We start from the raw sequence: 25,450 nt of genomic DNA, 5'->3' as shown, positions 1-25,450 counted from the left end.
ATGGATGTTGAGATAATTGCTGTTGGCGGATATAACGAAGTCGGCAGAAATATGACCGCGGTGCGGTGCGGGAAGGAGATTGTCATTTTTGATATGGGTCTCCGTCTTGATCAGATTATGATCCATGAGGATGCAGAGGTTGAAAATCTGCATTCTCTTGATTTAATTGAGATGAAGGCAATTCCTGACGATACGATAATGAATACGGTGGAAGGCAGTGTAAAGGCAATTGTCTGTACGCATGGTCACCTTGACCATATCGGTGCACTTCCAAAACTTGCACACCGCTATGATGCACCGATTATTGGTACTCCGTATACAGCGGCCCTGATTCGGCAGCAGATTGAAGGGGAAAAACGGTTTGTTGTGAATAATCCGGTTTTTGATCTTCCGGCAGGAAAGAAATACCGGTATGAAATCTCGCAGAATCTCTCCCTTGAATTTATCACCGTACAGCATTCCATCATTGATACGGTAATGGCTGTACTCCACACGCCGCGTGGTGCTGTAGTGTATGCCAATGATTTCAAACTGGACCGGACCCCTGTTCTGGGAGATCCTCCCAATTTCGCCCGGATGCGCGAAGTAGGAAAAGAGGGTGTGCTGGCACTGATCACAGAGAGTGTGAATGTGAATATGCCAGGGCGCTGTCCCAGCGAGCGTATTGCCCAGCGTCTGGTCAGGGATGTAATGACCTGCTATGAGGATGACAAATCTGCAATGCTTGTGGGATGTTTTGCCTCCAATATCGCACGGGTAAAAATGATCGCAGAATGCGCCCATGAAATCGGACGAAAACCGGTGCTTCTCGGCCGTTCCATGGAGCGGTATTCATCGACTGCAGAACAGATGAAACTTGTCGGGTTTCCGAAAGGGATGACCATGCGTGGAAACCGCCGCACGGTGGACAAGATGTTCCGCACGATCATGAAGGAAGGGAAGGACAAGTATGTCCCGATTGTTACGGGAAGTCAGGGAGAACCGGGTGCAATTCTCACTCGTGTTGCCAGCGGACAGACACCGTTCAAGATTGAGAAAGGGGATAAGATCCTCTACAGTGCAAAGGTGATTCCGAATCCTATGAATTACGGGCAGCGGCATAATCAGGAAGTGCTCCTCAGGATGAAAGGTGCACGTCTCTTTGCTGATCTCCACGTGAGTGGACATGCATACCGCGAAGAACATTATGAAGTGCTGCATCTGTTCAATCCGCAGCATGTTATCCCGTCTCACGGTGATATTGATATGACCGGTGGTTACCTGAAGCTTGCAGAGGACTGCGGTTATACCCTGAACAATGATGCCCATATACTGAGAAACGGGCAGAGATTACTAATAAATTAGGTGAAATGATGGATCTTGGTGCATATCTGGAAGGTGTCGCTGAACAAATTGATATAGTTCTGGACCGTGAATTCGGCACATTGCCGGGACAACTGAATAAGGCGAGTGCTCACCTTCTTCTTGCCGGAGGAAAACGTCTGAGGCCTGCAGTGGTCATGCTTGCTGCAGACCTGATAGAAAATGGAAAGGCGCAGGATATCCTCCCTGCTGCACTGGCACTTGAAGTGACTCATACCTTTACTCTTGTTCATGATGATATCATGGATGGCGATGCAGTTCGTCGCGGTGTCCCAACGGTACACACAAAATGGGATGAACCAACAGCAATTCTTGCCGGAGATGTGTTGTATGCACATGCCTTTGAACTGATATGTGCGGCGATTGCATCTGACATCTCAAAAGTTCGTTCGGTGAACGCTCTTGCAAAGGCATGTGCGGACCTCTGTGAAGGACAGCATATGGATATCGATTTTGGAAACAGATCGGATGTCGATGAAATCGAGTATATTGAGATGGTCTCCAAGAAAACCGGAATATTGTATGCCGCCGCAGCAGCGATTGGGGCAACCCTTGCGGGAGGTAGTGTTTCGCAGGTAAACTCACTATATGAATGGGGGCTGAACAGTGGTATTGCATTCCAGATTCAGGATGATCTGATTGATCTTATGGCGGATGCGGCAACCAGTGGCAAGGACCGTGCATCCGATCTTCGTGAAGGAAAACAGACGCTGGTCGCAATCATGGCACGGGAGCGTGGAATTGATCTGACGAAATACCGAAAACCAACTCTGGCCGACGAAGAAATCGATGAAGCAATCGCTCTGCTGGAAGATGGTGGTGTCATTGCTGATGTCAGAAATATTGCTCTTGAACGGGTTCTGCGGGCAAAAAAGATGCTTACAATCTTCCCGGATTGCGATGAAAAAGACGGTCTTCTTCAGATTACCGATTATTTTGTTTCGCGGGGCTTCTAGAATATGAACGGGGATTCCAGAGATTTTCTCTATAAATATGCACTACAGAATGCAGTGATGCACAATAATGTTCCGAAGGCTGGTGCAGTCCTGGGGGCACTCATGGGAAAACACCCTGAGCTGCGGCCTCATGCGCGGGAGTATTCTGCATTGCTGGGTGAAATCCTCGCTGAAATCGGGGAGATGAACTCCGATGAGCGTCGCACTCGTCTGGAAGAGCTTGCTCCTGAACTACTGGAAAAAAAGGAGAAGAAGAAGAGGGAGACCGGGCTTCGTCCTCTGGAGAATGTGGGTGAGGAAGGTGTTGTAATGCGTTTCGCGCCCAATCCCTCTGGTCCCCTTCATCTTGGTCATTCCCGTGCTGCGTACCTGAATGATTACTATATCCGGAAGTATGGTGGGAAATATATTCTCCGGATTGAGGATACTGATCCGAAACGGGTGACCGAAGAAAATTATCAGTTGCTTTTGTCAGATGTGGAATGGCTTGGTATTGAGGTGAGTGACATCGTCTACCAGAGTGACCGCATGGATATTTATTATTCATACGGTGAAAAGCTCATCTCAATGGGTGGTGCGTATCTGTGTACCTGTGATTCAGAATTATTCCGGGAATTGAAGAACAGCAAACAGGAATGTCCATGCCGAAACCGGGGTGTTGAGGAGAATCTCTCTCTCTGGAAGGATATGCTTGCTGGAAAGTTTGAAGAGGGACAGATCACGGTCCGGGTTAAGACGAATATTTCCCATCCCGACCCGGCCATGCGAGACTTTTCTATCTTCAGAATTGTAGCAAATCCCCCCCACCCCCGCTGTGATGGACTTGTATATCCTCTGATGAACTTCTCTGTTGCAGTGGATGACCATCTGTTGGGAATGACCCATGTCATACGGGGGAAAGATCATATTGCAAATACCCGGCGGCAGAAATACATCTATGATTATTTCGGATGGGAACAGCCGACATATTTCCACTACGGACGGATGTCAATCGGTGATATTGTGCTTTCGACGTCAGCTATGAAAGCAGGTATTGCATCAGGGGAATATACCGGGTGGGATGACATACATCTCGGCACTCTGAAAGCAATTGCACGAAGAGGCTTTTCTCCTGAAGCGGTCAGAAATGCAATGGTTGACATCGGAATCGGACAGACTGATATCAACTTTTCATGGGACAATCTGTATGCGGCAAATAAGGCGATAGTTGATCCGATTGCAAACCGTTATTTCTTTGTTCCAAACCCAGAGTTATGTCATATTTCAGGAGTTTCAGACCGAATTGCGACTCCATTGATTAATCCCAATGATGAGGCAAAAGGAACTCGTACACTGACGTTCACGGGGGATATTTTCCTGCCGCGTGATGAACTTGTAGATGGGCGAATGCTCAGGCTTAAAGATCTCTTTAATGTCCGTGTCACAAAATCTGATGATGGCTTTTCTCTGGAATATTCGGGTGATTCTCTGGATGAAGCACGGACAGAACATGCTCAGATTGTCCAGTGGCTTCCGAAGGATATGGCCATGCCGTGCATGCTTCATACACCGGATGGCATCATCGCGGGTGTGTGTGAACCTGATGTTTCCACTGAACTGAATCGGGTTGTCCAGTTTGAGCGGGTGGGATTTGCGCGGATTGACAGCGTATCTGAAACTAACGTTTCAGCGTATTTCGCTCACAAATAATCATTTCTTTAATACAAACACTCATCTTTTTTAACAGACCATATTTTAGCACTATGCCGAATCTCAATATCGTTGTACTCGGACCAAAGGGGTATGCAAAAAATATCGGTAAATCTGGCACTGAATCAGATATTACTTTCATAAACCTGAAAAAAGAAGAGGATACCGTAACGATTATCGAACCAACGCGCTATCCTGACAGACTGGCGCCCCTTTATTACGCGGTTGCAATGTCTGATTCTGCATTGCTTGTGATTGACGAGATCACTCCTGTACTGGGTGAAATGGTCATCATGCTGGACGTTATGGGAATTCGTTCTGGTGTGATTGTTCTGCAGAATTATCTGGATAAATCACAGATTGCCCCTCTTGTCCGGGGCACTGTTCTTGAAGGGTATGAATTTGTGGAAGATAACCCCATTGAACTGCGCGAACGTTTCCTTTCAATGGCAGCAGAGACAACCTATCCGGATCCGATTCCGGGAACCGGGTTTGTGATGATTGATCATGCCTTCAATGTGAAGGGAATTGGAACCGTTGTTCTTGGTAGTGTGGAAAAAGGAACCATTCATCAACATGATACTGTTACTGTACTGCCGGGGAATATGACATGCCAGATTCGTTCGATTCAGAAACATGATGAGGATGCAAAAGAGGCATATCAGACGGACCGGGTAGGGCTGGCCCTGAAAAATATCTCTGCTGAGGAGCTTGAACGTGGGATGGTAATGACGACTGACTCTTCCATACAGGTAACATCAGAAATAAGTGGTACAGCACAACTGGTTAGGTTCTGGCCGGAACCACTGCGCGAAGGTCTCGTTGTTCATATTGGTTTATGGACACAGTTTGTAACCGGTCGGGTCACCTCGGTTAAGAATGACTCTGACTGGCATTCCTGCTCTGTTGTGATTGAGCTGGACAAAGATATTGCATATCTCCCCGGAGAAAAAGCGGTAATTCATTACCTTGATGGTGGAAAACTCAGGATCGCCGGTTCAGTCATGCTGAACTGATTGAAATATTGGAGAATCAGATATCAAAGGATGTTTGTTCATCTCCTGAATTGCAATCTTTCTGGTCATTCGTGTTTCAGGTGCGTGTTAACCGTTGGGTATACCATCCCTCACGAACATCAATTATCCTGCAAAGGGAAAATAGACTGGCGTTAAAAGCAGGGTTAACGCACCTACCAATATCGTAAGTGGGAGTCCTGTTCGGATGTAATCCCGGGTCGAGTATCCTCCGGGTTCAAATACCATTATATTTGTCTGATATCCTGCAGGGTTGATGAATGCATATGAACATCCGAGCATAAGAACGATTACAAACGGCATGGGACTAACATCAATATCTGCTGCAAGACTAATGGCGATCGGGAACATAAATGCGGCTGCTGCGGGATTAGTGATAATATTCGTCATGATTATTGCACCAATAAATATGGCTGTAAGTGCCAGATATGGGTCAGTACCGCCTGCTGATTCGATGGTTGCAGCAATTGCACCTGAAAGACCTGTTTGTGTTAATGCGGATTCAAGACCAATAGCACATGCAAGGATAATAATTGTCTGGATATCAATGCTTTTTATTGCCTGTCTGATATTCATGCAACCGGTGAGAAGCATGGCAAAAACTGCAAGCAATGCAGCATTAATCAGTGGGAACCATTGAAGGGCGACAGTGACAATCATGCATGCGGTGATGATCGTTGCGACAGCGGCACGGTCTGTTCGTTTGATATGAAATCCCCTGAGTCGTCGTATAAGTTTGAACCACCTTTCATTTCGGTTTTCGTAAAAAAACGTATCCTGCACTTCAAGAATTGCATTGTCTCCCTGGCGGACGACTGTACCTTCATTTACAGATTCAACCGGTTTGCCCCCTCTGGATATGGCGACAAGGTTCCCACCGAAAACCGATGTTTTCTCTGAGTGAATCTGTGATATTGTCTTACCAACGGCAGGATTACGCGGTGAGACAATAACTTCGACCAGATGGTGCAGGTGCCGGTCGCTACTGAGTTCAAATGTTTGATTTGCTGTTCTCAAACCAATTTTGGACCACAGATGGGGGAGAGTATCGCTATCCGTCCAGAAGGTAATAATGTCCCCTTCCATTAATCTCAATTCATCTGTTATGGTAAGGTCCCCTGTTTCCGGGCGTTCGATATTTTTGATTTCAAAACCAATCGGTCTGGCAAATCCGGCTTCTTTCAGTGTTTTGCCACTAATCCTTTCCGATTTTTCTACAATAAATTTGGCCTCATAGAGTCGTTTTGAAGCAGGTTTGCCATTTGTTTGGTCTGTTTTTTCCGGAAGAAGACGGGAGACTGTCAGAATAATAAATAGAATGCCGATTATTGCTGTCGGGGCTGCTACCGGGGTGGAAGTAAACATCCCGATTTCCTGAAGGCTATGTTCCCCTGCTCCTTCCAAAACAAGGTAATCGGTGACAAGTCCTGCGATTATCAGGTTTGTTGATGTTCCAATCAGGGTGGTTGCACCACCCAGAATTGAAGCAAAGCTTAAGGGTATGTAAATTTTCGATGCGGATAGTCCTAACGTACGTGTGATATCTCTGACCACCGGTATCATCATGGCGATAAGAGGTGTGTTATTCAGAAATGCACTTCCTGCGCCAATGGGAAAAAGAATTCGTATCAATGTCTGATTCAGGGTAAGCGGAAATCCCATGAATGTATCAACGATGATTATTATCGCCCCGGTGGAATACATCCCATATGCCACCATAAACAGAACTGCTACTGAGAGAACTCCTATGTTTGAAAATCCTTTCAGGAGCGCTTCGGGTGATGCAAGTCCGAATGTCATGGCTGTTGTCAGTGCTCCGAGAAAGAGAACCCAGACTGGAAATTTAGTTGCAATAAGAAGGATAAAAAGAACGGCCAATAGTGCCATTGTTGCGTATGCATCAGGTCCCGTGGGTGTTCTCTCCTTTGCAATTAATTTGTGGCTGAAATATTGCACATTCAGTAGAGGCGCCTGAGATAATAGATGTTATCCAGATTTTATAGTATAGCTGTTCAGTGGTGTCTGAACCAATTTTCGGGTTGCAATTGTTCTTTTTCAAAGGAATATCTCTCAGGCTACACGGGATCGTATATGTAAATAGGGATGGTATGTTAACCATTTACCTGTTGGGAGTCTAATACATGTACATGACTTCCTCATCGGTTGGAGAATCCGATCAGAATGTATCAAAGAAAAATGCCGGGTATTATGCCGCAGAACTGGTTCGTGACGGAATGGTTGTTGGACTAGGAACGGGCTCTACGGTATTTTATGCAATGGAGAGGTTAGCTGAAAAGATACGGGATGGTATGAATATTGTTGGTATTCCAACGTCTTATCAGGCAGAGTGCCGGGCACGGGAATATGGCATTCCTCTTGCTACGCTGCATGATTACACTGAGCTGGATATTGCAATTGATGGTGCTGATCAGATCGATCCCAAAGGTTTTCTGATAAAGGGCAGGGGTGCTGCACAGACTCAGGAGCGGTGTGTTGCTGCTGCTTCACGTCTTTTTGTTGTTGTTGCTGATGTGAGTAAACAGACACCTTCTTTATCGGCGCCTGTCCCCGTTGAGGTGATACCATCTGCGGCGTCACTTGCAGCAAAAATGCTCTCTGCAATGGGTGGAACCCCCGTGGTCCGTGAGGGAGTTAAAAAAGATGGTCCGGTGATTACTGATAACGGAAACTGGATCATCGACTGCACATTTGCTGAAATACCTGATCCACTGGCTCTTGAAACAGATATCAACAACATTCCTGGCGTTCTGAGCTGTGGAATATTTGCAGAGTTTACGGAAAAATCAAAAATAGTTATTGGAAAGAAAGAATCAGCTGAAATAATGTTATTTTGAAACAATCTGCTGATTCTGAAGGTGAATCCGAATTTTTTGGATCAGCTTTAATTGATTTTCCACTTCTTCACGTTTATTTTTCTCGATTATATCCATTATTTCAGTGATAGGTTTTGACAGACGGTATATTTTTACTGGTCTTCCTTTGCTTTCCGCTTTTGATTCCCGGCTTTCAATCCATTCATTCTCTTTCAGCGTGCGCATGGCGATACTAACTTCAGGCTGGCGAAGGTCAGTACTTCGTTCAATCTCCCGTGAGGTTGCTTCTTCTGTCATCGCAAGATAAATGAGAACCTTGGCAACATTTCGTTTTAACCCTATTTCAGTTAGAAGATTTGAAAATTCTTCGTCTTCTTCGGTGAAGACCATTACTTTTTCCATTCTCATATTTGTCACCGAGAATACAACTTTAATTATTCAAAATACTATAAATACATTGTTGTATGTATCGAATAGATTAATATTTTTAAAAATAAATTAAAAAAAGAATTTTTGTTTTAGATGAGGCCCAGATTTGTAAGATCTGATAATATTTTATTGACGGCCAATTTAGCGTCTTCTGTTACTTTTCCTCCGGTAATTATCAGTTTACCTGATCCAAACAAAAGCACGACAACCTTTGGTTCTTCAAGCCGATAGACAAGTCCTGGGAATTGTTCCGGTTCATATTCAATCCGGTCAAGATTGAATCCGACGGCGATTTTGTTTAGATTAATTGGTGTCCCAAGATCTGCTGATGTAACAATATTCTGAACTTTATATTCAAGTTCCTGTGGAATGTCAATACCCAGACCCCGAAGAAGATTTCCAAGTATTTCAAGACCCCGTGAGAGACTGTCTAAACTCTTGGCACCGGTAAGCACTACTTTGCCGGAACCAAATACAAGTGCTGCAATCTTTGGATCCTGCATTCTGAGGACGACTCCGGGAAATCTCTTTTTATTGTATTCAGCATCCTTTATCTGAGATGATATTACCTGGAGATCGAGAGATTCTGCAACCTTTGCAGATGCTACTATATTCTCAATTTTGAGAGAGTCCTCTGGATTACTCTTCATGTATTATATAAAAGGATTTAAAAAGTATATAAATGGTTGCCTGATTACTCATCCAGTGTTGAGATGTCCCCGGGATCAATTCCCATTTCCTGTGCTTTCAGGACACGACGCATGATTTTTCCGCTTCTGGTTTTTGGTAATGAATCAACAAATTCAATTTCAGATGGGACTGCGATTGGCCCGAGTGTCTGCCTGACATGATATTTGAGATCGTGAATGAGTTTTTCATTGACGATTTTTCCTTCGATAAGTATGACAAACACTTTCAGGAGATTTCCTTTCACTGCGTCAGGTTTACCGATGGCTGCAGCTTCTGCAACAGCATGGTGCGAGATAAGGGCACTTTCAACTTCAGCTGTTCCGATATTGTGTCCGCTCACAATAATCAGATCATCAGAACGGCCAAGGATCATGATATACCCGTCCTCATCTTTTATCGCGAGGTCATTCGTGCTGTAATACGGTTGCTTGCCGGTATTCCAGTATGACTTATACCGTTCCTCGTCGTTATGGACATGGCGCATCATTGATGGCCACGGAGCAGTTATTGCAAGATATCCTGCCTGGTGAGGTGGAACAGGATTTCCGTCTTTATCAATTACGTCTGCCATGATGCCCGGAATTGGTTTGCCTGCATATCCAGGTTTCATCTCTTCTCCGGCAAGGGTTGTGATCATGTGGCTTCCTGTCTCTGTCTGCCACCAGGTATCAATAATGGGACATCTCTGTTTGCCAATTACCTTGTAAAACCACTCGAAGGCTTCTGGGTTGAGCGGTTCTCCGACTGATGCAAGTATCCGCAGAGAACTCAAATCATATTCATTCGGCCAGTCCTCACCATATCGCATAAACATCCGGATGGCAGTCGGTGCGGTATAGAATACATTAATGCCATATGATTCGATTAATTGCCACCAGATCCCAACATCGGGGTAGTCTGGTGTGTGTTCAGTCATGAATATTGTCGAACCCAGAAGAAGGGGTCCATATATTGCATAGGTATGGCCGGTGATCCAGCCGGGGTCTGCGGTACACCAATATACATCATCATCCTTTACATTTAGGACATATTTGGTTGTGTAATAGGCGCCTACCATATATCCGCCACATGTGTGAACAATTCCTTTGGGTGCGCCGGTTGTACCTGACGTGTATAGAATGAAGAGAGTATCTTCAGCATCCATAACTTCAGCAGGGCAGTTTTTTTCTGCCTTTTTCATGATCTGGTAGAAGTCAACTTCAAAGTCATCCAGAAGGCAGGTTGGGGGGTCCTGAATACGGAGGACAACCACCCGTTCAACACTGGGTGCATGAATCAGAGCCTCTTCAACAATCGGCTTTAATGGGATGCTTTTTCCCCTGCGCATTGAAGCATCTGCCGTAATGACAACTTTCGCTTCCGAACCCACAATTCGCTGGTTTAGTGATGACGCACCGTAACCTGCAAATACAACGGTGTGTACCGCACCAATACGGGCGCACGCAAGCATTGCGATGACCTGTTCAGGAACTGTTGGCATATATATGCATACGACATCCCCTTTTTCGACACCGAGGTCCTGTAATGCATTCGCAAACTGCATCACTGCCTTGTAAAGCCGGTCATATGTGTATATTTTTTCTGTACCGTCTTCTCCGCGCCAGAACAGGGCAACCTTATTTCGACGGTTATTTTTCAGATGCCGCTCTAAACAATTATAGGTAATGTTGCATTTTGCATTGACAAACCATCGTGCATGAGGATATTCCCAATCTTTTACTTTGTCCCATGGTCTGAACCACAACAGGTCTGAGGCAATGCGTCTCCAGAAATCTTCCGGATCTTTTTGAAAATTTAAATATGAAAGATCGTAGTCTTTAATTCTTGCATCGTTTCGGTATTCCGGGGCAGGTTTATACACTTTCTGCGTGTGTTCTGTATGTTGCGTGGTATTTGTCATGATTTGTCACGCTCTGAAATACTAATCAATATACCTTAATGATTAAAGTCATTTGGTGTTGAGCGGTTTCGAATGATTTTACATGATTAACTATTACAAACATATATGTATAATACAATCAAACAAAATCACATAAACATGACGAAGGATATTTCGTCATTTGTTGAATCGTTTCCCCGTAATTCAGAGTTTTATTCTGATAAGTGAGGATGAAATCAATGAAGGAATGGATGTTAAGTGAAGCAGAAGGGTACGAAGTACTTGGAAAGTATGGTGTGCCTGTTCCTGCGTTTAAGATTGTAACAACTGCGGAAGAAGCAGGAGATGTTGCTGAAAGTATTGGATTTCCTGTTGTGATGAAGATCGTTTCACCACAGATCATTCATAAAAGTGATTCGGGAGGTGTTGTCACCAGTATCGGGACAAAAGAAGGGGCTCAGGCTGCTTTTAACCGGATTGTGACAAGTGTCAAGGAATATAATCCAAAGGCAAAAATAGAAGGGGTAATCATTGAAGAACAGGCAAAGCCTGGTCTGGAACTGATTATCGGTGGGAAAACAGATGGCACATTCGGGAAAGTCATCACCTTTGGAATCGGGGGCACACTTGTTGAACTGATGAAGGATGTGACGCTTCGGATTCTTCCGGTAACAGAGGATGATGTCAGGGAGATGGTCAAAGAGATCAAGAGTTATCCACTCATATCCGGATATCGTGGTTCAAAACCCAAAGATGAAGAGACACTTGTGCAGGCGATTCTGAATGTCTGTAAGTTCTTTGAGGAGAACGAACAGGTTAAGGAATTTGATATCAACCCATTACGGCTCTATGAATCCGGTGCATGTGCAGTTGATTCCCGTGTGATAATGGTTGATAAAAAGAGCATACAGAAAAAGGTGGAGCGTCCCGAAGTACCTCTTGAATATTACAATCCTCGATCGGTTGCTGTTATCGGAGCATCTGATGATCCCACAAAGATGGGATATGCGGTGATGCATAATCTTCTTCATTTCCCTGGTCAGTTGTATCCGGTTAATAATAAGCGTGATACTATTCAGGGCCTTACCGCGTATCCGACGATAACAGATATTCCTTCACCCGTTGATATGGCGGTCATCACTGTCCCTGCGATGTATGTTCCCCAGGTTATTGAAGAATGTGGTGAGAAAGGAGTCAATATTGCTGTGGTCATCACCGCAGGATTCAAGGAGATGGGAGAGGATGGCAAAGCGCTTGAGGAACGGATCGTTGCTATCGGGAATAAATATGGTACACGCATTGTCGGGCCAAACTGTCTTGGACTGATTGTTCCTCCCCGTGGTCTTGATACGACATATGTACACCAGTCCCCCAAGCCAGGAAATATTGCATTCCTGTCACAGAGTGGTGCTATTGTAAATACCGTTGTTGACTGGAGTCTTGCTGAGGATATTGGTTTCTCCGCAGTTGTGTCTGTCGGAAACCAGTCTGATCTGAACTTCTTTGATTACATGCGCTGGGTTGAGCGTGACCCGAACACGAAGGCAATCATCATGTATATCGAAGAGATCAGTGATGGTGAAGCCTTCATGAAGGTTGCAAGTGAGGTTTCCAAGACAAAGCCGATTATTGCGATAAAATCCGGTTCATCTGAGCGTGGTTCACAGGCTGCTGCCTCGCATACCGGCTCACTCTCAGGTTCATATGATGTATATATGGAAGCGTTCCGTCGCTCCGGTGTTCTCGCTGTCCACACCCTGACTGGAGCTTTCCTTGCAGCAGAAATGCTCTCACATCCAAAGAGATATCCAATGGGATCACGTGCGGTAATTGTAACCAACGCAGGTGGATTTGCGGTGCTTTCATCTGATTATGCAGAAAGATATGGTATTGACATCATAGATTTACCTGAAGATGTTGTTGCGGAACTGGATGAGTTCTTACCTGAATTCTGGAATAAAGGAAATCCGGTGGATCTTCTGGGTGACGCATCTGAACAGCGGTTTGAACGGACATTTGAAGTGCTTGCAAAACATGATGATCTCTGGGATATGTGTTTCCTCGTAGGTTTCCCGAACAATATCCTTTCATCAGAACAGCTTGCAAATCAGGTACTGAAACTTTCAGGGAATACCGAAAAGCGAATTATCTGTTCTCTCCTGGGTGGAGATTCGATGAACCGGGGCAGAAAGATTCTGCGTGAGCATTCGATTCCAAGCTTTGATGAACTTGATTTTACCTTCAGAGTTGTCGGAAGGGTACTCTGGCAGCAGTTCAGGGTTTCAGCACCTGGTCTGCTGTAAAAAGAAAAATATTTTTTTTATCTTAGTCGTATTCGCGCCACGTGTATTTGCATTTCACACAGCGGAAGAAGCGTGTTTCAGATTCATCAGCTGACCGAAGTTGTCTGAGCCACCATTCTGCGGTATCATGACCACATTCCGGGCATTTTACTGTGATGGTCGGGAGAACAATCATATCATCCGCTTCATCAACGATAACAATGTCCTTCTCCACCCTTTTACTGCGTATGGTCATTTTCTCAATATTTTCGCCGGGCTCTTCTGTATGTCCGCATCTTTTGCAACGGAAAAGACCTTCTGAAGAGACCATGAGTGATTTACAATTAGGACAGAATTTCATCAGACTATTATTTGTTGTCGGGTCAGATTAAGATATGGAATATGTGTGTATCTCTCAAATTTCCAAATGTGAAAATTATTTGTTGGTATATGCATAATGGAATGTAATGCAGGAGATTTTTGTTCTCATATCCTTTGTTGCATTTTTTCTGTTTCTCTTCCCGACAGATTTCAGAAAATATTTTGCAATTGTTGGATGGATAAGTATTATAGGGGTTCTATTTGCAAAATTCCCGGAATATATTATTGCAAATAATTTTATGTATCCGGTTGCTGCGTTTCTTGGGATACCATTTCTGATCATCCTTATTCCAAAGTTGCTTCAGGAAAATGAATTCAGTATAATTCTAAGCCGGATGGCAGGTATTGCATATGTGATATTTGCTCCCTTTATGCTGATTCCGTTCCTTGCCGACTGGCTTATCGCGGTAAATGTTGGCTTGCTTTCATGGGTGTTCACAGGAATTGGTTTTCCATACGAACTCGTTGACTGGAATATGTTCAGGGCTGATTTGTATCGTGTCGAAATAATTCTTGCATGCACCGGTATTCAGGGCATGGCAATAATGCTGGGTGTTGCCTGGGCGATCCCATCTTCTGTGAAACAAAAAGTACTGTCTTTTTTGGCTGTTGTACCGGTGATATTTGTATTGAATATTGCAAGAAATACATTTATTATCATGGCGTATGGGGACCAGTGGTTTCCATATTTACCGGAAATAGCTTCAAATGGGCATATGGGCTATGAAAGTTTTTTCTGGGCACATAATTTTGTAGCAGAAATCGGAGCATTGTTTGCATTCATCGGAGTTGCGTACATGCTGTACCGCATTAATCCTTTGTTGGGAGAAAAAATGGCAGGAATCGTGGATTTATTTGTAAGAGATATCAGGGGATGGTTCGGTAAAGATAGATAATCCGCTGAATCGCTGATAGATTTGTGCATACAGCGACAATAATTGCTGAAATCCAGATATATCCTGCAATTCCACCAATAATCAGAATAATCAGCGTTTCAGGGCGTCCAAAAAAACCGATGCCTTCCAGAGGATCGGCGATTTTACCATCCTCTCTGGTATCATATCCTATTTCGGCGTATACAACCGGTTTGATAAATGTGTTCATCAGAGAGCCGATAATGGCAATAGCTATGATGGTAAAATCAAGAATCTGGGGTGAAAATCCATTTACTGAAATGATCTGTGAGATGACCGCAATTCCGGACATCCCTATTCCCAGCAGTGCCAGTGCATCAATGTATTTGTCTGCAATCCAGTCAAAGACAGCACCAAAACCACTGGATTTGTTATTTATCCGTGCCACACCACCATCAATAAGATCAAGTATTCCTGATATGAGGAGCATCATACTTCCTGCAATAAACATCCTGTTTGCGTACAGAGCAGCACATCCAATGCCGGATACTATTGCAAGCAATGTTAATTGATTTGGAGTGATACCTGTCTTTGCACATGCATGTGCAAGAGGATTAAGGATTTTTATTGCACGGGGTCTCAATGCTGTAATATTCATTATTGTATACACAAATGGGGAGATTAAGGGTATAATCCTTTGTTAAATATATCACATTCCTACAGGCGGTATGATTAAAGAAATCTCTTAATTGATATGCTGTCTAATAATTACATTAATTGCAGATACAGATTAAGAATAGATATACTGGGGTAATATATGGTAAACAGAATACACCGGCCGCATGTCCTTATTATGTCAGAGATGACTGTTGATGGTAAACTCACTCTCTGGAAAGGTGCATCGAGCAAGATTCTCATGCAGTACATGGACCCTGAAACAGAGATACTTCTTCATCAGACACGGGCCGAATATGACGCAATAATGGTGGGATCCAATACCATCAGAATTGATAATTCTATGCTTACGGTCAGGCTTGCAGAAGGGACGAATCCAATTCGGGTTATTCCAAACAGGGGTGCTGATATTCCTCTGGATTCAAATGTCCTTGGAAATGATGCACAGACGGTTATTGCAGTATCGGAAGACGCGCCTGAGGAACGTGTGGCAGCACTTCAGAAGAAGGGGGTTGATGTTCTGGTGGCCGGAAAAACAGCAATCGATTATTCTCTTCTTCTCTCAGAGCTCTATGAAAAGTATCATGTCAGAACACTGATGGTGGAAGGGGGTCCGACCCTGAATTATTATATGTTTAAAAACCGTCTTGTTGATGAATTGCGTCTCATACATCTGCCCTTTATTGTCGGAGGTGCGGACACCCCTTCTCTTGTCGGGGGAATGCAGATTCATTCCGTAGAAGAAATGTTTCGTCTCAGCCTTAAAAATCATTATATGTGCGGAAAGAATCTGATAACAGAATATGATATTCTCAACAGATGAGTGAATAGAATGGGTTGGTTAACAGAGGAAGTGGATCGGATAAACAGAAAACGAATGCGGCGTGGCTGGATTAAATATTTTTTTCTGGGGGGAATAACCGCACTAATTCTTGCCGCAATTATCATAGCTGCACTGTTAACCGTTTCTGAAGAATTTAGTGTCTCTGTTATCCGTGTCGAGGGCACGATCGTTTCGGGAAATGTAAATGGAAATGGGTATGCAGGTAGTGAATATATTGGCCGTGAATTACGCGCCGCCGCTGATGATCCGCTTGTTGAAGGAATAGTTCTCCGGGTAAACAGTCCCGGCGGTTCCCCTGCAGCGGCACAGGAAATAGTCCGTGATATCGATTATGCGAAAGAGCGGAAACCTGTTATCGTTTCAATGGGAGAAATGGCAACGTCTGCTGCATATCACATTAGTTCCCATGCTGATGTAATCTATGCCAATCCTGACACCATGACGGGCAGTATTGGAACAATCTGGACAATCTTTGATTACAGTAAATCGCTTGAAGACGAAGGAGTTTCTGTTGATGTTCTCAAATCCGGTGAAAAAAAGGATATTACCTCTCCATACCGGTCACTCACCGATAGTGAACGAGAGTATCTTCAGGAACTTGTGAACCAGAGTTCTGAGATATTTATCACCGATGTGATGGAGCAGCGTGGGGTAAACCGATCAATAATTGAAGATGCCCGGCCAATTCGTGGAGATTATGCAAAAAATATTGGACTGGTCGATGAGATGGGTAATCTCTTTGATGCAATAAATGCGGTATCGGGATATTCCTGATTTGGATAATTCTGATCATATCATCCGAATGGGATCTGCTTTCATATACTCCCTGCAGATGGTAGTTGCATACTGTCCCGGTCCAAGGGAGAACGAGAGATGCACGGTGTCGTCACATACATCTGAAGTGACAGGGGCGCTGACACTGATCCTGCGGACCGCTCCTTTAAATGACATGCCGGTCATTTCACCTGCTTTTTTAAATGATGCATAGGATATGCCATCTGCTTCCATCAGGGTGGTGATATGCTGTTCTGCTGTACTGTGAGTGGGGTTGGTCTTTTCTCCGGGCATCTCAAGGCAGATGTGCGCACGCCCCCGTTTAACCAGAACAGTTGCCTGGTTGATGTTTGATTCTCCGACGATGTCTTTTTTCCCGTTTTGGAACAGGACCCGGTCTCCCAATGCAGGCGCCGACAGGGGGTGCCCAACTTCTATCCGGTGAGATAGTCCCTGATTAAAGAGCCAGGACTGGTATGCGGAGACAAACATGGAGAGAAGTTTTGGAGGGACACGTTTGAGGGCACCTTCATAATCGTGTGGTACCTCTGTCAGGTGGTGGAGAATCGCACGTTCATACCGCATCTGAACCGGCAGCGTTTCGAGTGCTGCTTTTGGATCCCCGTCCGAGAGAAATGCCTTCCGTGCCTCTGCTACGGATTCATCTTCTCCTTCTGACGGGAAACCCACATAGGTGTTGACTGCCTCATCATACCGGTCAAGAAGGATCTGTTTGCCGACAAGATGGGTGACCGGGCGTTGCACACCGAAGCGCTGAATGCCGAAGTAATTTGGCACGCCTTCTGCGACACAGGCGTTGGTCTCTGCTACGCTCGCCGCAATGTCTGCTGCCCTGCAGGAACGGATGGTGATCTCAAAGCGGTTTCCCTGCAGGTCTCCCAAAGAGATCTGCTGGTTGGACCTTCCAACCGGTGTCAGGGTAATATCTTTGAGTTGGATGTTCTGAATGTCGGTTTCAGAGACGTCATAGATGGATATCAGCTGGTCGGTAACGGCATGTTTGTCCTTGGTCCCTGCCCATGAAATCCGGCGATGACTGACGCCGAGTATCTTTGCAATTTCTTTTACGGCACGTTGGAGCTCCCAGTTTTTTTTCTCCAGTCTGCAGATCAGATATTTTCCTGTTGATTCTTCTGATGATTTGACCTCATTGCTGATTTCGTGTACAATGAAGTCTTCTGCTTCCTCGCGCAGCACACCCTGTATGCCTTCTGAGTTACAGACATAATACTGCATACCAAGGGATTGTTCAATGGGGTATGGTGATAGTTTCATAAGAGCTGCAGATCCCCAGTTATTCTGTCCAGATCTTCTGACAGCGCCGGACCGAGTCCAAGTGCAGTAACCGTCCCTGGTTCTATTTCGGTGCGGCCTGCATCGGTGATGAGCGATGTGGCAATACCTGCCATTTCTGCATTGGTCTTGATTTCATACATGGCGCGGAGGGACGGGACCTTCAGGACTACTTTCTTCATTCCTTCGTTATACCACTTCTTCCGCGTTATTTTATCGGAGTGTTCATATGCACCGACTGCTGCATGGGCGAGCTGTGCACATTTTTTTCCACAGCTCATCTTCACATCACTGCGAATGATCAGGCACTGTTTCCATTTGAAATCGGATTCCTCTGTCATCGATACTCTAGTAGTGAACTTTGGTCACGTATATACCTCTTCACCCTACGATTGGCAGGGCCGGAATGGTATCCGATATCTTATCCATGATTCGGGCCCATTTGATTGTAGATGTACGATGTCATTGTTGTCGGTGCGGGTCCTGCAGGGTCTGCTGCGGCACGATACTGTGCTGAGTCAGGACTCCGGACACTGATAATAGAAGAACATGCATCGATTGGATACCCGGTGCAATGTGCGGGTCTGTTAAGTACAAATGCATTTTCAGAATGCCATGTATCAAACGACTCAGTCATACAGGTAGTGAGGGGCGCTACCCTGCATTCATCACTGGGGTGTGAGCTGAATTTCGATGCCGGCGAAACCAAGGCCTTTGTTGTGGACAGGGGTGTCCTTGACCGGGAAATGGCTGGGAATGCCGTATCTGCAGGTGCCGATATTTCACTGAAAACATATGCATACGATATCCGGGATAATGTGCTTTTTACGAAAGGAGTTCATGGCCATAGAGAGATTCCGTTTCGTCTGATTATTGCTGCGGACGGTCCGCGCAGTCCTATCAGGACAATTCGCGGGATGAAGCCACCTCTCCGGTTTTATTCCGGAGTTCAGGCAGAGGTTCCGTATGAAACGGACTCTTCGTATGTTCATCTCTATCCTGACGCCTCACCGGACTTTTTTGGTTGGGCAATTCCTGCAGGAGACGGGCGGATGCGGGTTGGGCTTGCCGGGGGGAATGATGTGCAGAAACGTTTCTCCTCGTTTGTCCGGAAATTTGGAGATTCATGCATCCATCAGGTGACGGGCACTATTCCCATGGGGGTAATGCCACAGACATATGGTGAGCGGACACTGTTTGTAGGTGATGCAGCAGGATTTGCAAAACCGACTTCCGGCGGAGGTGTGTATACCGGTGTCCGGTCTTCGCGACATGCGGCAGATGTGGCTGCTCTCTCTTGCGAAGAGGAATGTTTTGAGGACTCAATTCTCTCAGCGTATGAGTCTGCCTGGACTGCGGATTTTGGGAGAGAACTTGATTTTGGGTATCGGTTTCTTGATATGAGGCAAAATATTTCCCCGGGAGATATAAACGATATTTGTCAGGCGCTGAATACACCCGACATGAAACGGTTGATCGTCGAATTTGGTGATATGGATCGGCCAACAGAACTGATGCTCCGTTTGCTGAAAAATCCAACTGTTTTCCGGATGGCACGTAAGGTTGCCAAATCAGAACTTCGTGGACTGCTTTTTGGTAACAAACGATAGTGCCTTCATTTTACCTGCAAGGCTGCAAAGAAATTATGCCAACATTTTTTCATCTATTATGATGAGTTAATTCTATGGACAGTCAGTTTGGACGTGGATTCATCACAAATATCTGGTTGATTACAAAGCATTTTGCTCTCCCTCCTGAACAGGCATGGGCAGGTGTTAAAGACCATCTGAACGAGATGCAGGTACCTGAACAATATAAAGGGAGCGAAATTGAGGAACTTGTTACAATGCTGAGAAAGAATGTGATGTGGCACCAGAATGGTAAAATGGACAAAGAAGATGCTGAATCTGTGGTGCGTATTCTGAAGAGGCTTGTAATTGCAATTGACCGGAATCTTGGGATCCCTGATCCGCAGATCGGCAAGTATGACTGAAGAGTCAGAACTGGCGTTAGCAACCATTAAAGTCTGAAAAAACTAATAATATAATAATTAATTTCGTTGACATTTTTGATTCTGTCAGGTTGGAGATTTTAGTGGTGGTTATGATAAATCGGACTGTTTTGTCTGAATTCAGGACAGTGTTCAGGAGTATTCTGAATGGGTGAAAAAAACGGATACACGGGTAGTAATATCACAGTTCTTGAAGGACTGGAAGCTGTCAAAAAGCGTCCTGCAATGTATATCGGCAGTACGGATGAACGTGGTCTTCATCATCTTGTCTATGAGGTCGTTGACAACGCAATAGATGAGGCTCTTGGAGGATTCTGTGATACAATTACTGTCACACTGACTGATGACGGTTCCTGTATCGTTGAAGACAACGGGAGGGGTATTCCCGTTGACATTATGCCGAAATACAAGAAGAGTGCTCTTGAGGTTGTGCTGACTGTTCTCCATGCAGGAGGTAAATTCGACAAGTCAACATACCAGGTGTCAGGTGGTCTTCACGGTGTTGGTGTGTCGGTTGTGAATGCGCTATCGACAGAGATGTCTGCCACGGTATACCGGAATGATAAGGTTCATTCCATTGCATTCCATTCCGGGGCTGTCACCATGCCTCTCACCTCGTGTGATCAGGACCCGTCAGACCACAAGCGTGGTACCGTTATCTGTTTCAAGCCGGACTCCTCAATTTTTGAGACCGTTGACTTTGATTATGATAAACTCAGTTACCGGATGCGGGAACTTGCATTCCTGAATAAAGGCATATCAATCTCTATTGTTGATGAAAGAACGGGCGACTCTGATACCTTCTATTATGAGGGAGGTATCGGAGAATTTGTTACATATATTGTCGGGGAGAAAGAACCAATTCACAAAGATGTCATCTATCTGGAGTCAGAAGACACAACAAACCATGTTCAGGTAGAGGTGGCTCTCCAGTATACCGTTGCATATTCGGAAACAATGCTGACCTTTGTGAACAGTGTCAATACCCGTGAGGGAGGAACACACCTCGAAGGGTTCCGGAGCGCTCTCACACGGACGATTAACACGGTTGCGCGGAATAACAATCTGCTCAAAGACCTGTCAGTGCCTCTCCGGGGAGAAGATGTTCGTGAAGGTCTGAATGCAGTGATTGCAATAAAAATTGCCGAACCCCAGTTTGAAGGGCAGACAAAAATGAAACTGGGCAACTCCAATGTCAAGGGAATTGTGGACTCCCTCGTCTATCAGTCCCTTTCTGTCTACTTTGAGGAGAACCCGAAGGTCATTCAGGCAATCATAGAAAAGGCGAAAAGTGCTGCAAAAGCCCGTGAGGCAGCAAAGAAAGCCCGGGAACTTGCCCGCAGGAAGAGCACCCTCGAAGGGTCCGGTCTGCCGGGGAAGCTTGCCGACTGTTCTGAACGAGATCCGGCAAAGAGTGAAATCTATATCGTCGAAGGAGACTCTGCAGGTGGTTCAGCGAAAGGAGGAAGGGACCGTAAGTTCCAGGCAATTCTTCCACTGAAAGGTAAGATCCTGAATGTGGAGAAGGCAAACCCACATAAAATCCTGAAGAATGCGGAAATTCAGACGCTCATCTCTGCCATGGGCACCGGCATTGCAGAGACGTTTGATATTGAGCGATGCCGGTATCACCGTATTATCCTCATGACCGATGCGGATGTGGATGGTGCGCATATATGTACACTCCTTCTGACGTTCTTTTACCGGTACATGCCGGCGCTCATTGAAGAAGGTTACATCTATATTGCACAGCCGCCGCTGTATCGTGTCGCCCGCGGAAAAACAGAATATTATGCCTATACCGAAGAGGAGATGCGGAAGTACGCTGCAGAACTGGGAGAGAAGGGCACTCATATCCAACGCTACAAGGGTCTGGGTGAGATGAACGCACAGCAGTTGTGGGATACCACAATGGCGCCTGCGTCCCGTGTCCTGAAACAGGTACATATTGAGGATGCAAGTTATGCCAATGCCATATTTGAGAAACTCATGGGTGACGACGTCGCTGCCCGCCGTGATTTTATCCGGCGCCATGCAAAGGAGGTGACAAACCTTGACATCTGAAGAGGAAGGCCGTATTATTCCAGTCAATATTGAAGAGGAGATGAAATCCTCATATATTGATTATGCAATGAGTGTTATCATCGGACGTGCTATCCCTGATGTGCGTGATGGACTTAAACCGGTGCATCGTCGTTCCCTTTTTGCAATGGGTGAGATGGGGAATACCCATGATAAGCCGTTCAAAAAGAGTGCCCGTGTGGTTGGAGACGTCATGGGTAAGTATCACCCGCATGGTGATGCATCCATCTATGATACTGTTGTAAAGATGGCACAGCCATTTGCCTATCGCCACACGCTCGTTGAAGGTCAGGGTAACTTTGGTTCTATTGACGGGGATTCTGCTGCGGCAATGCGTTATACCGAAGCCCGTCTGGACCCGGTTGCAGAAGAACTGTTGGAAGATATTAAAAAAGAGACTGTCGATTTCGTACCGAATTTTGATGAATCACTGCAGGAACCGTCCGTTCTTCCCGGAAAATTCCCGAATCTTCTGGTAAACGGAACCACAGGAATCGCGGTTGGAATGGCAACCAATATGCCCCCCCACAATCTGGGAGAGGTGTCACAGGCAATTGCAGCGGTCATTGACAATCCTGAAATAACAACCGATGAACTGATGAATATTATCCCCGGACCTGATTTCCCTACCGGTGGTGTTATTCTTGGCACCGCAGGTATCAAAAATGCCTATCGCGACGGAAGAGGTAAGGTTCGTATCCGGGGTGTTGCAGAAATTGATGAAGAAGGAAAAAAGTCCCGCATCATCATCTCGGAGATTCCGTTTCAGGTGAACAAGGCCCGCATGATTGAGCAGATGGCGGGTCTTGTCCGGGATAAAAAGATCGATGGTATTTCAGATATCCGTGATGAATCCGATAAAGACGGAATACGGGTTGTCATTGAGCTGAAACGTGCGTCACAGCCTCTGACCATCCTAAATCAGCTCTATAAGCATACCGCTCTTGAAAATACCTTTGGTATCATCAATCTGTCTATTGTTGACGGTCAGCCAAAGGTTCTGGGTCTGCGTCCCATTATTGATGAATATCTCCGTCACCGTCGCGAAGTCGTACGACGCCGTACGGAGTTTGACCTGAGAAAAGCAGAAGACCGCATGCATATCCTGAAAGGATTATTGCTTGCCCTTGACAGGATTGATGAGGTAATTGCAACGATCCGTGCGTCAAAGACTTCTGAAGAGGCTTCAACAGCATTGATTGAACAGTTTGGTCTTGATGCAGTGCAGGCGGATGCAATTCTGAAGATGCAGCTTCGCCGTCTGGCAGCTCTTGAACATCAGAAAATTCTGGATGAACGTGATGTGCTGCTTCGTGAAATTGAACGGCTGTCCACCATTCTTGCCGATGAGAAAAATATCCTTGCGGTGATTAAAGGAGAAATAACCGTTCTTGGTGAAAAATACGCGAATGACCGAAGGACGAAAATTACGCCGTATGAAGGTGAGATTGACAAAGAAGATCTCATTGAAAAACGGGATGTGGTAATTTCCCTGACTGGTGATAATTATATCAAATCGATGCCTCTTGAGACCTATCGTGGTCAGCACCGTGGAGGACGGGGCATAATTGGAATGGCAACAAAGGAAAATGATGTTGTGCGCACCGTTTTCACCGCAAGTACTCATGACTATCTGCTCTGCTTCACCTCTGCAGGCAGGGTTTACTGGCTGAAGGTGTATGATATACCGGAAGCAGGCCGAACCAGCCGTGGTAAAGCGATTGTTAATCTGCTGAACCTCAATGAAGAACGGGTCACGGCGATTATTCCTGTTTCAGAATTCAGTGATGAGAAGTTCTTCCTCTTTGCAACAAAAGATGGAATGGTTGTGAAAATACCGCAGGCGGAATTTTCCCGTCCCCGTGCCAATGGTATTAATGCAATTACCCTCCGTGAGACGGATGAACTTGTTCATGTCAAGAGTATCGATGCAACCAGTGATCTGATACTTACAACCCGTCATGGACAGAGTCTTCGGTTTAATATTGAGACCATCCCTCTGCGGCACAGGAATGCACTTGGTGTTATTGGTATCAAACTCCGGTATGGTGACCTTCTGCAGGATGTCACGGTTATTGAAAAGGATCATCTGTTGACGATTACCGAACGTGGATATGGAAAAAGAACTGAATTTGATGAGTTCATGGGGCATGGGCGAGCCACAATGGGAGTCAGAAATATTCAGACCGATTATTCTGCCGGGGTTGTTTCTTCCAAAGCAATTTCTTGTGATGATGAGGTTCTCCTGATGAGCAGTTCGGGTATTGTGATGCGGACACCAGCATCAGAGATATCCATTCAGAAGCGTGGAACACGTGGTGTCAGGATTATGAAACTCGATAATGGAGATAGCCTGGTTGGGTTTACGATTGTAAAGGCCGAGCAGGAAAATACTGTTGTTGAGGACGAAGAGGGTGAGACTGAACAGGAAGATAGCAGCACTGAAAAAGAAAGTGTTGATCAATAATCTATTCTTTTTTTGGTATCGCACGTATCGCAAGACCGGAAATCCCAATTGCTGAAGCTACTGTAAACAGGGATAGGGGAATCGTTGTTTCAGATGGTTCAGTAGTTGTTAACGGATAGAGATTGGCACTGATTTTTTCCTGTTCGTTTTCGCTTACATCAACACTTCCATCCCAGTCCTGGTATCCTGCCAGTTTCAGGGTAATGTGGTAATTGCTTGGACCCAGTTCACGAACAATAATAGGGGTATATCCTTTGAATTCATCATTGAGGTATACTTCTGCATTTGATGGTGTTGACTGAATGTTTATTGAACCGTCATATGGAATTTCCCGTGTTTCCATCATGGCGTTGACTGAGACGGTTCTCCCTTTGACAATTTCAATTTCGCTGTCCCAGTCATAATATCCATCTTTTTTCAGGGTGAGGGAATGAGTTCCTGTTGGAATGTCGCTGATAGTTTTAGGGGATATACCAACATAATTCCCATCCAGATAAATGGTTGCTTCGCCGGGTTCGGATGAAACATATACGTTTCCTTTATAGGGTATGAGTGTGGCAGAGATAGATGTTGTTTCACTCGTTTTAACCACCATTGATCCAAGCCATGAAACATAACCATCTTTCCTTATTTCAAGGGCATATGATCCGGCTGAATAGCGTCCTGTCAGGTCAAGTGGAGTGGTGCCCTTGTATGCACCTCCGATATATACGTCTGCACCGCTGGGAGATGATGTAATTACAATAGTCGGTGGTCCGGCAGCCACAAATCCTACGATAAAATATAGTGCAACAAGGATGCAGAGCAGTTTCCATCCGTTATGTAAATGTAGATGTTTCATGTTTGTTGCTATGTTGGATTGTCATATAAGACCTTGGTAATCAGGTGACCAA

General features: G+C 45.3%; 22 protein-coding genes. 13 read left to right on the top strand and 9 right to left on the bottom strand.

What is annotated here, in order from left to right:
- Genes OU421_RS12770 through OU421_RS12755 form a run of 4 tightly spaced genes read left to right on the top strand, consistent with a single transcriptional unit; the run spans position 1 to position 5,023 of the window.
- Positions 1–1,344 (top strand): RNase J family beta-CASP ribonuclease, encoded by a 1,344-nt coding sequence (locus tag OU421_RS12770; protein ID WP_268186489.1) that lies wholly within the window; start codon positions 1–3, stop codon positions 1,342–1,344.
- Between the two features lie 8 nt (positions 1,345–1,352).
- On the top strand, positions 1,353–2,318 hold the full coding sequence (locus OU421_RS12765; protein ID WP_268187929.1) for a polyprenyl synthetase family protein: 966 nt from the start codon (positions 1,353–1,355) through the stop codon (positions 2,316–2,318).
- Between the two features lie 3 nt (positions 2,319–2,321).
- Positions 2,322–4,007: a glutamate--tRNA ligase gene (locus tag OU421_RS12760; RefSeq protein ID WP_268186488.1), complete on the top strand. Its 1,686-nt coding sequence runs from the start codon at positions 2,322–2,324 to the stop codon at positions 4,005–4,007.
- A 53-nt stretch (positions 4,008–4,060) separates the two neighbouring features.
- The gene (locus OU421_RS12755) at positions 4,061–5,023 is read left to right on the top strand and encodes an EF-Tu/IF-2/RF-3 family GTPase (RefSeq protein ID WP_268186487.1); all 963 of its coding nucleotides are present in this window, start codon (positions 4,061–4,063) and stop codon (positions 5,021–5,023) included.
- A gap of 123 nt (positions 5,024–5,146) precedes the next feature.
- Here the strand turns inward: OU421_RS12755 and OU421_RS12750 are convergent, their stop codons facing one another.
- Positions 5,147–6,928: an SLC13 family permease gene (locus tag OU421_RS12750; RefSeq protein ID WP_268186486.1), complete on the bottom strand. Its 1,782-nt coding sequence runs from the start codon at positions 6,926–6,928 to the stop codon at positions 5,147–5,149.
- A gap of 254 nt (positions 6,929–7,182) precedes the next feature.
- Between OU421_RS12750 and rpiA the strand changes: the two genes are divergently transcribed.
- Positions 7,183–7,896 (top strand): ribose-5-phosphate isomerase RpiA, encoded by a 714-nt coding sequence (rpiA, locus tag OU421_RS12745; RefSeq protein WP_268186485.1) that lies wholly within the window; start codon positions 7,183–7,185, stop codon positions 7,894–7,896.
- On the opposite strand, the gene OU421_RS12740 is transcribed toward rpiA, so the two are convergent.
- The 3 genes from OU421_RS12740 to acs form a co-directional block, all read right to left on the bottom strand.
- The gene (locus tag OU421_RS12740; protein WP_268186484.1) at positions 7,888–8,283 is read right to left on the bottom strand and encodes a helix-turn-helix domain-containing protein; all 396 of its coding nucleotides are present in this window, start codon (positions 8,281–8,283) and stop codon (positions 7,888–7,890) included. The two genes, rpiA and OU421_RS12740, sit on opposite strands and share 9 nt — an antisense overlap.
- Before the next feature lie 110 nt (positions 8,284–8,393).
- The gene (locus tag OU421_RS12735; RefSeq protein WP_268186483.1) at positions 8,394–8,954 is read right to left on the bottom strand and encodes a TATA-box-binding protein; all 561 of its coding nucleotides are present in this window, start codon (positions 8,952–8,954) and stop codon (positions 8,394–8,396) included.
- Between the two features lie 44 nt (positions 8,955–8,998).
- Positions 8,999–10,894 carry an acetate--CoA ligase gene (gene acs / locus OU421_RS12730; protein WP_268186482.1) on the bottom strand — a complete coding sequence of 632 codons (1,896 nt, stop codon included), beginning with the start codon at positions 10,892–10,894 and terminating at the stop codon, positions 8,999–9,001.
- 218 nt (positions 10,895–11,112) lie between these two features.
- On the opposite strand from acs, the gene OU421_RS12725 reads away from it, so the two are divergent.
- Positions 11,113–13,176 carry an acetate--CoA ligase family protein gene (locus tag OU421_RS12725; protein WP_268186481.1) on the top strand — a complete coding sequence of 688 codons (2,064 nt, stop codon included), beginning with the start codon at positions 11,113–11,115 and terminating at the stop codon, positions 13,174–13,176.
- 22 nt (positions 13,177–13,198) lie between these two features.
- On the opposite strand, the gene OU421_RS12720 is transcribed toward OU421_RS12725, so the two are convergent.
- Entirely contained in the window at positions 13,199–13,516 is a 318-nt protein-coding gene (locus tag OU421_RS12720; protein ID WP_268186480.1) for a transcription factor S, read from the bottom strand.
- Positions 13,517–13,622: 106 nt separating this feature from the next.
- On the opposite strand from OU421_RS12720, the gene artA reads away from it, so the two are divergent.
- On the top strand, positions 13,623–14,432 hold the full coding sequence (gene artA, locus OU421_RS12715) for an archaeosortase A (protein ID WP_268186479.1): 810 nt from the start codon (positions 13,623–13,625) through the stop codon (positions 14,430–14,432).
- Here the strand turns inward: artA and OU421_RS12710 are convergent.
- A complete protein-coding gene (locus OU421_RS12710; protein WP_268186478.1) occupies positions 14,404–15,048 on the bottom strand; it encodes a CDP-alcohol phosphatidyltransferase family protein in 645 nt (214 codons plus the stop codon). The genes artA and OU421_RS12710 overlap by 29 nt on opposite strands.
- Before the next feature lie 159 nt (positions 15,049–15,207).
- On the opposite strand from OU421_RS12710, the gene OU421_RS12705 reads away from it, so the two are divergent.
- Both OU421_RS12705 and sppA read left to right on the top strand, forming a co-directional pair.
- Positions 15,208–15,888: a dihydrofolate reductase family protein gene (locus OU421_RS12705; RefSeq protein WP_268186477.1), complete on the top strand. Its 681-nt coding sequence runs from the start codon at positions 15,208–15,210 to the stop codon at positions 15,886–15,888.
- Positions 15,889–15,897: 9 nt separating this feature from the next.
- Positions 15,898–16,683 (top strand): signal peptide peptidase SppA, encoded by a 786-nt coding sequence (gene sppA, locus OU421_RS12700; protein WP_268186476.1) that lies wholly within the window; start codon positions 15,898–15,900, stop codon positions 16,681–16,683.
- Between the two features lie 15 nt (positions 16,684–16,698).
- On the opposite strand, the gene truD is transcribed toward sppA, so the two are convergent.
- Positions 16,699–17,979, bottom strand: a complete 1,281-nt coding sequence (gene truD / locus OU421_RS12695; protein ID WP_268186475.1) for a tRNA pseudouridine(13) synthase TruD — start codon at positions 17,977–17,979, stop codon at positions 16,699–16,701.
- On the bottom strand, positions 17,976–18,338 hold the full coding sequence (pth2, locus tag OU421_RS12690) for a peptidyl-tRNA hydrolase Pth2 (RefSeq protein WP_268186474.1): 363 nt from the start codon (positions 18,336–18,338) through the stop codon (positions 17,976–17,978). The genes truD and pth2 overlap by 4 nt, the downstream gene beginning before the upstream one ends.
- Before the next feature lie 111 nt (positions 18,339–18,449).
- On the opposite strand from pth2, the gene OU421_RS12685 reads away from it, so the two are divergent.
- The 4 genes from OU421_RS12685 to gyrA all read left to right on the top strand — a co-directional run bounded on the left by OU421_RS12685 (position 18,450) and on the right by gyrA (position 24,557).
- Positions 18,450–19,607 (top strand): geranylgeranyl reductase family protein, encoded by a 1,158-nt coding sequence (locus OU421_RS12685; RefSeq protein ID WP_268186473.1) that lies wholly within the window; start codon positions 18,450–18,452, stop codon positions 19,605–19,607.
- Positions 19,608–19,681: 74 nt separating this feature from the next.
- Positions 19,682–19,990 (top strand): hypothetical protein, encoded by a 309-nt coding sequence (locus tag OU421_RS12680; RefSeq protein ID WP_268186472.1) that lies wholly within the window; start codon positions 19,682–19,684, stop codon positions 19,988–19,990.
- A gap of 165 nt (positions 19,991–20,155) precedes the next feature.
- The gene (gyrB, locus tag OU421_RS12675) at positions 20,156–22,072 is read left to right on the top strand and encodes a DNA topoisomerase (ATP-hydrolyzing) subunit B (protein WP_268186471.1); all 1,917 of its coding nucleotides are present in this window, start codon (positions 20,156–20,158) and stop codon (positions 22,070–22,072) included.
- Entirely contained in the window at positions 22,062–24,557 is a 2,496-nt protein-coding gene (gene gyrA, locus OU421_RS12670) for a DNA gyrase subunit A (protein ID WP_268186470.1), read from the top strand. Before gyrB ends, gyrA begins: the two co-directional genes overlap by 11 nt.
- A gap of 1 nt (position 24,558) precedes the next feature.
- On the opposite strand, the gene OU421_RS12665 is transcribed toward gyrA, so the two are convergent.
- Positions 24,559–25,398 carry a PEGA domain-containing protein gene (locus tag OU421_RS12665; protein WP_268186469.1) on the bottom strand — a complete coding sequence of 280 codons (840 nt, stop codon included), beginning with the start codon at positions 25,396–25,398 and terminating at the stop codon, positions 24,559–24,561.
- Positions 25,399–25,450: the final 52 nt, after the last annotated feature.

The organism is Methanogenium organophilum (genome assembly GCF_026684035.1).
Classification (GTDB): Archaea; Halobacteriota; Methanomicrobia; order Methanomicrobiales; family Methanomicrobiaceae; genus Methanogenium; species Methanogenium organophilum.
This window is presented reverse-complemented; position numbering and strand designations above follow the sequence as displayed.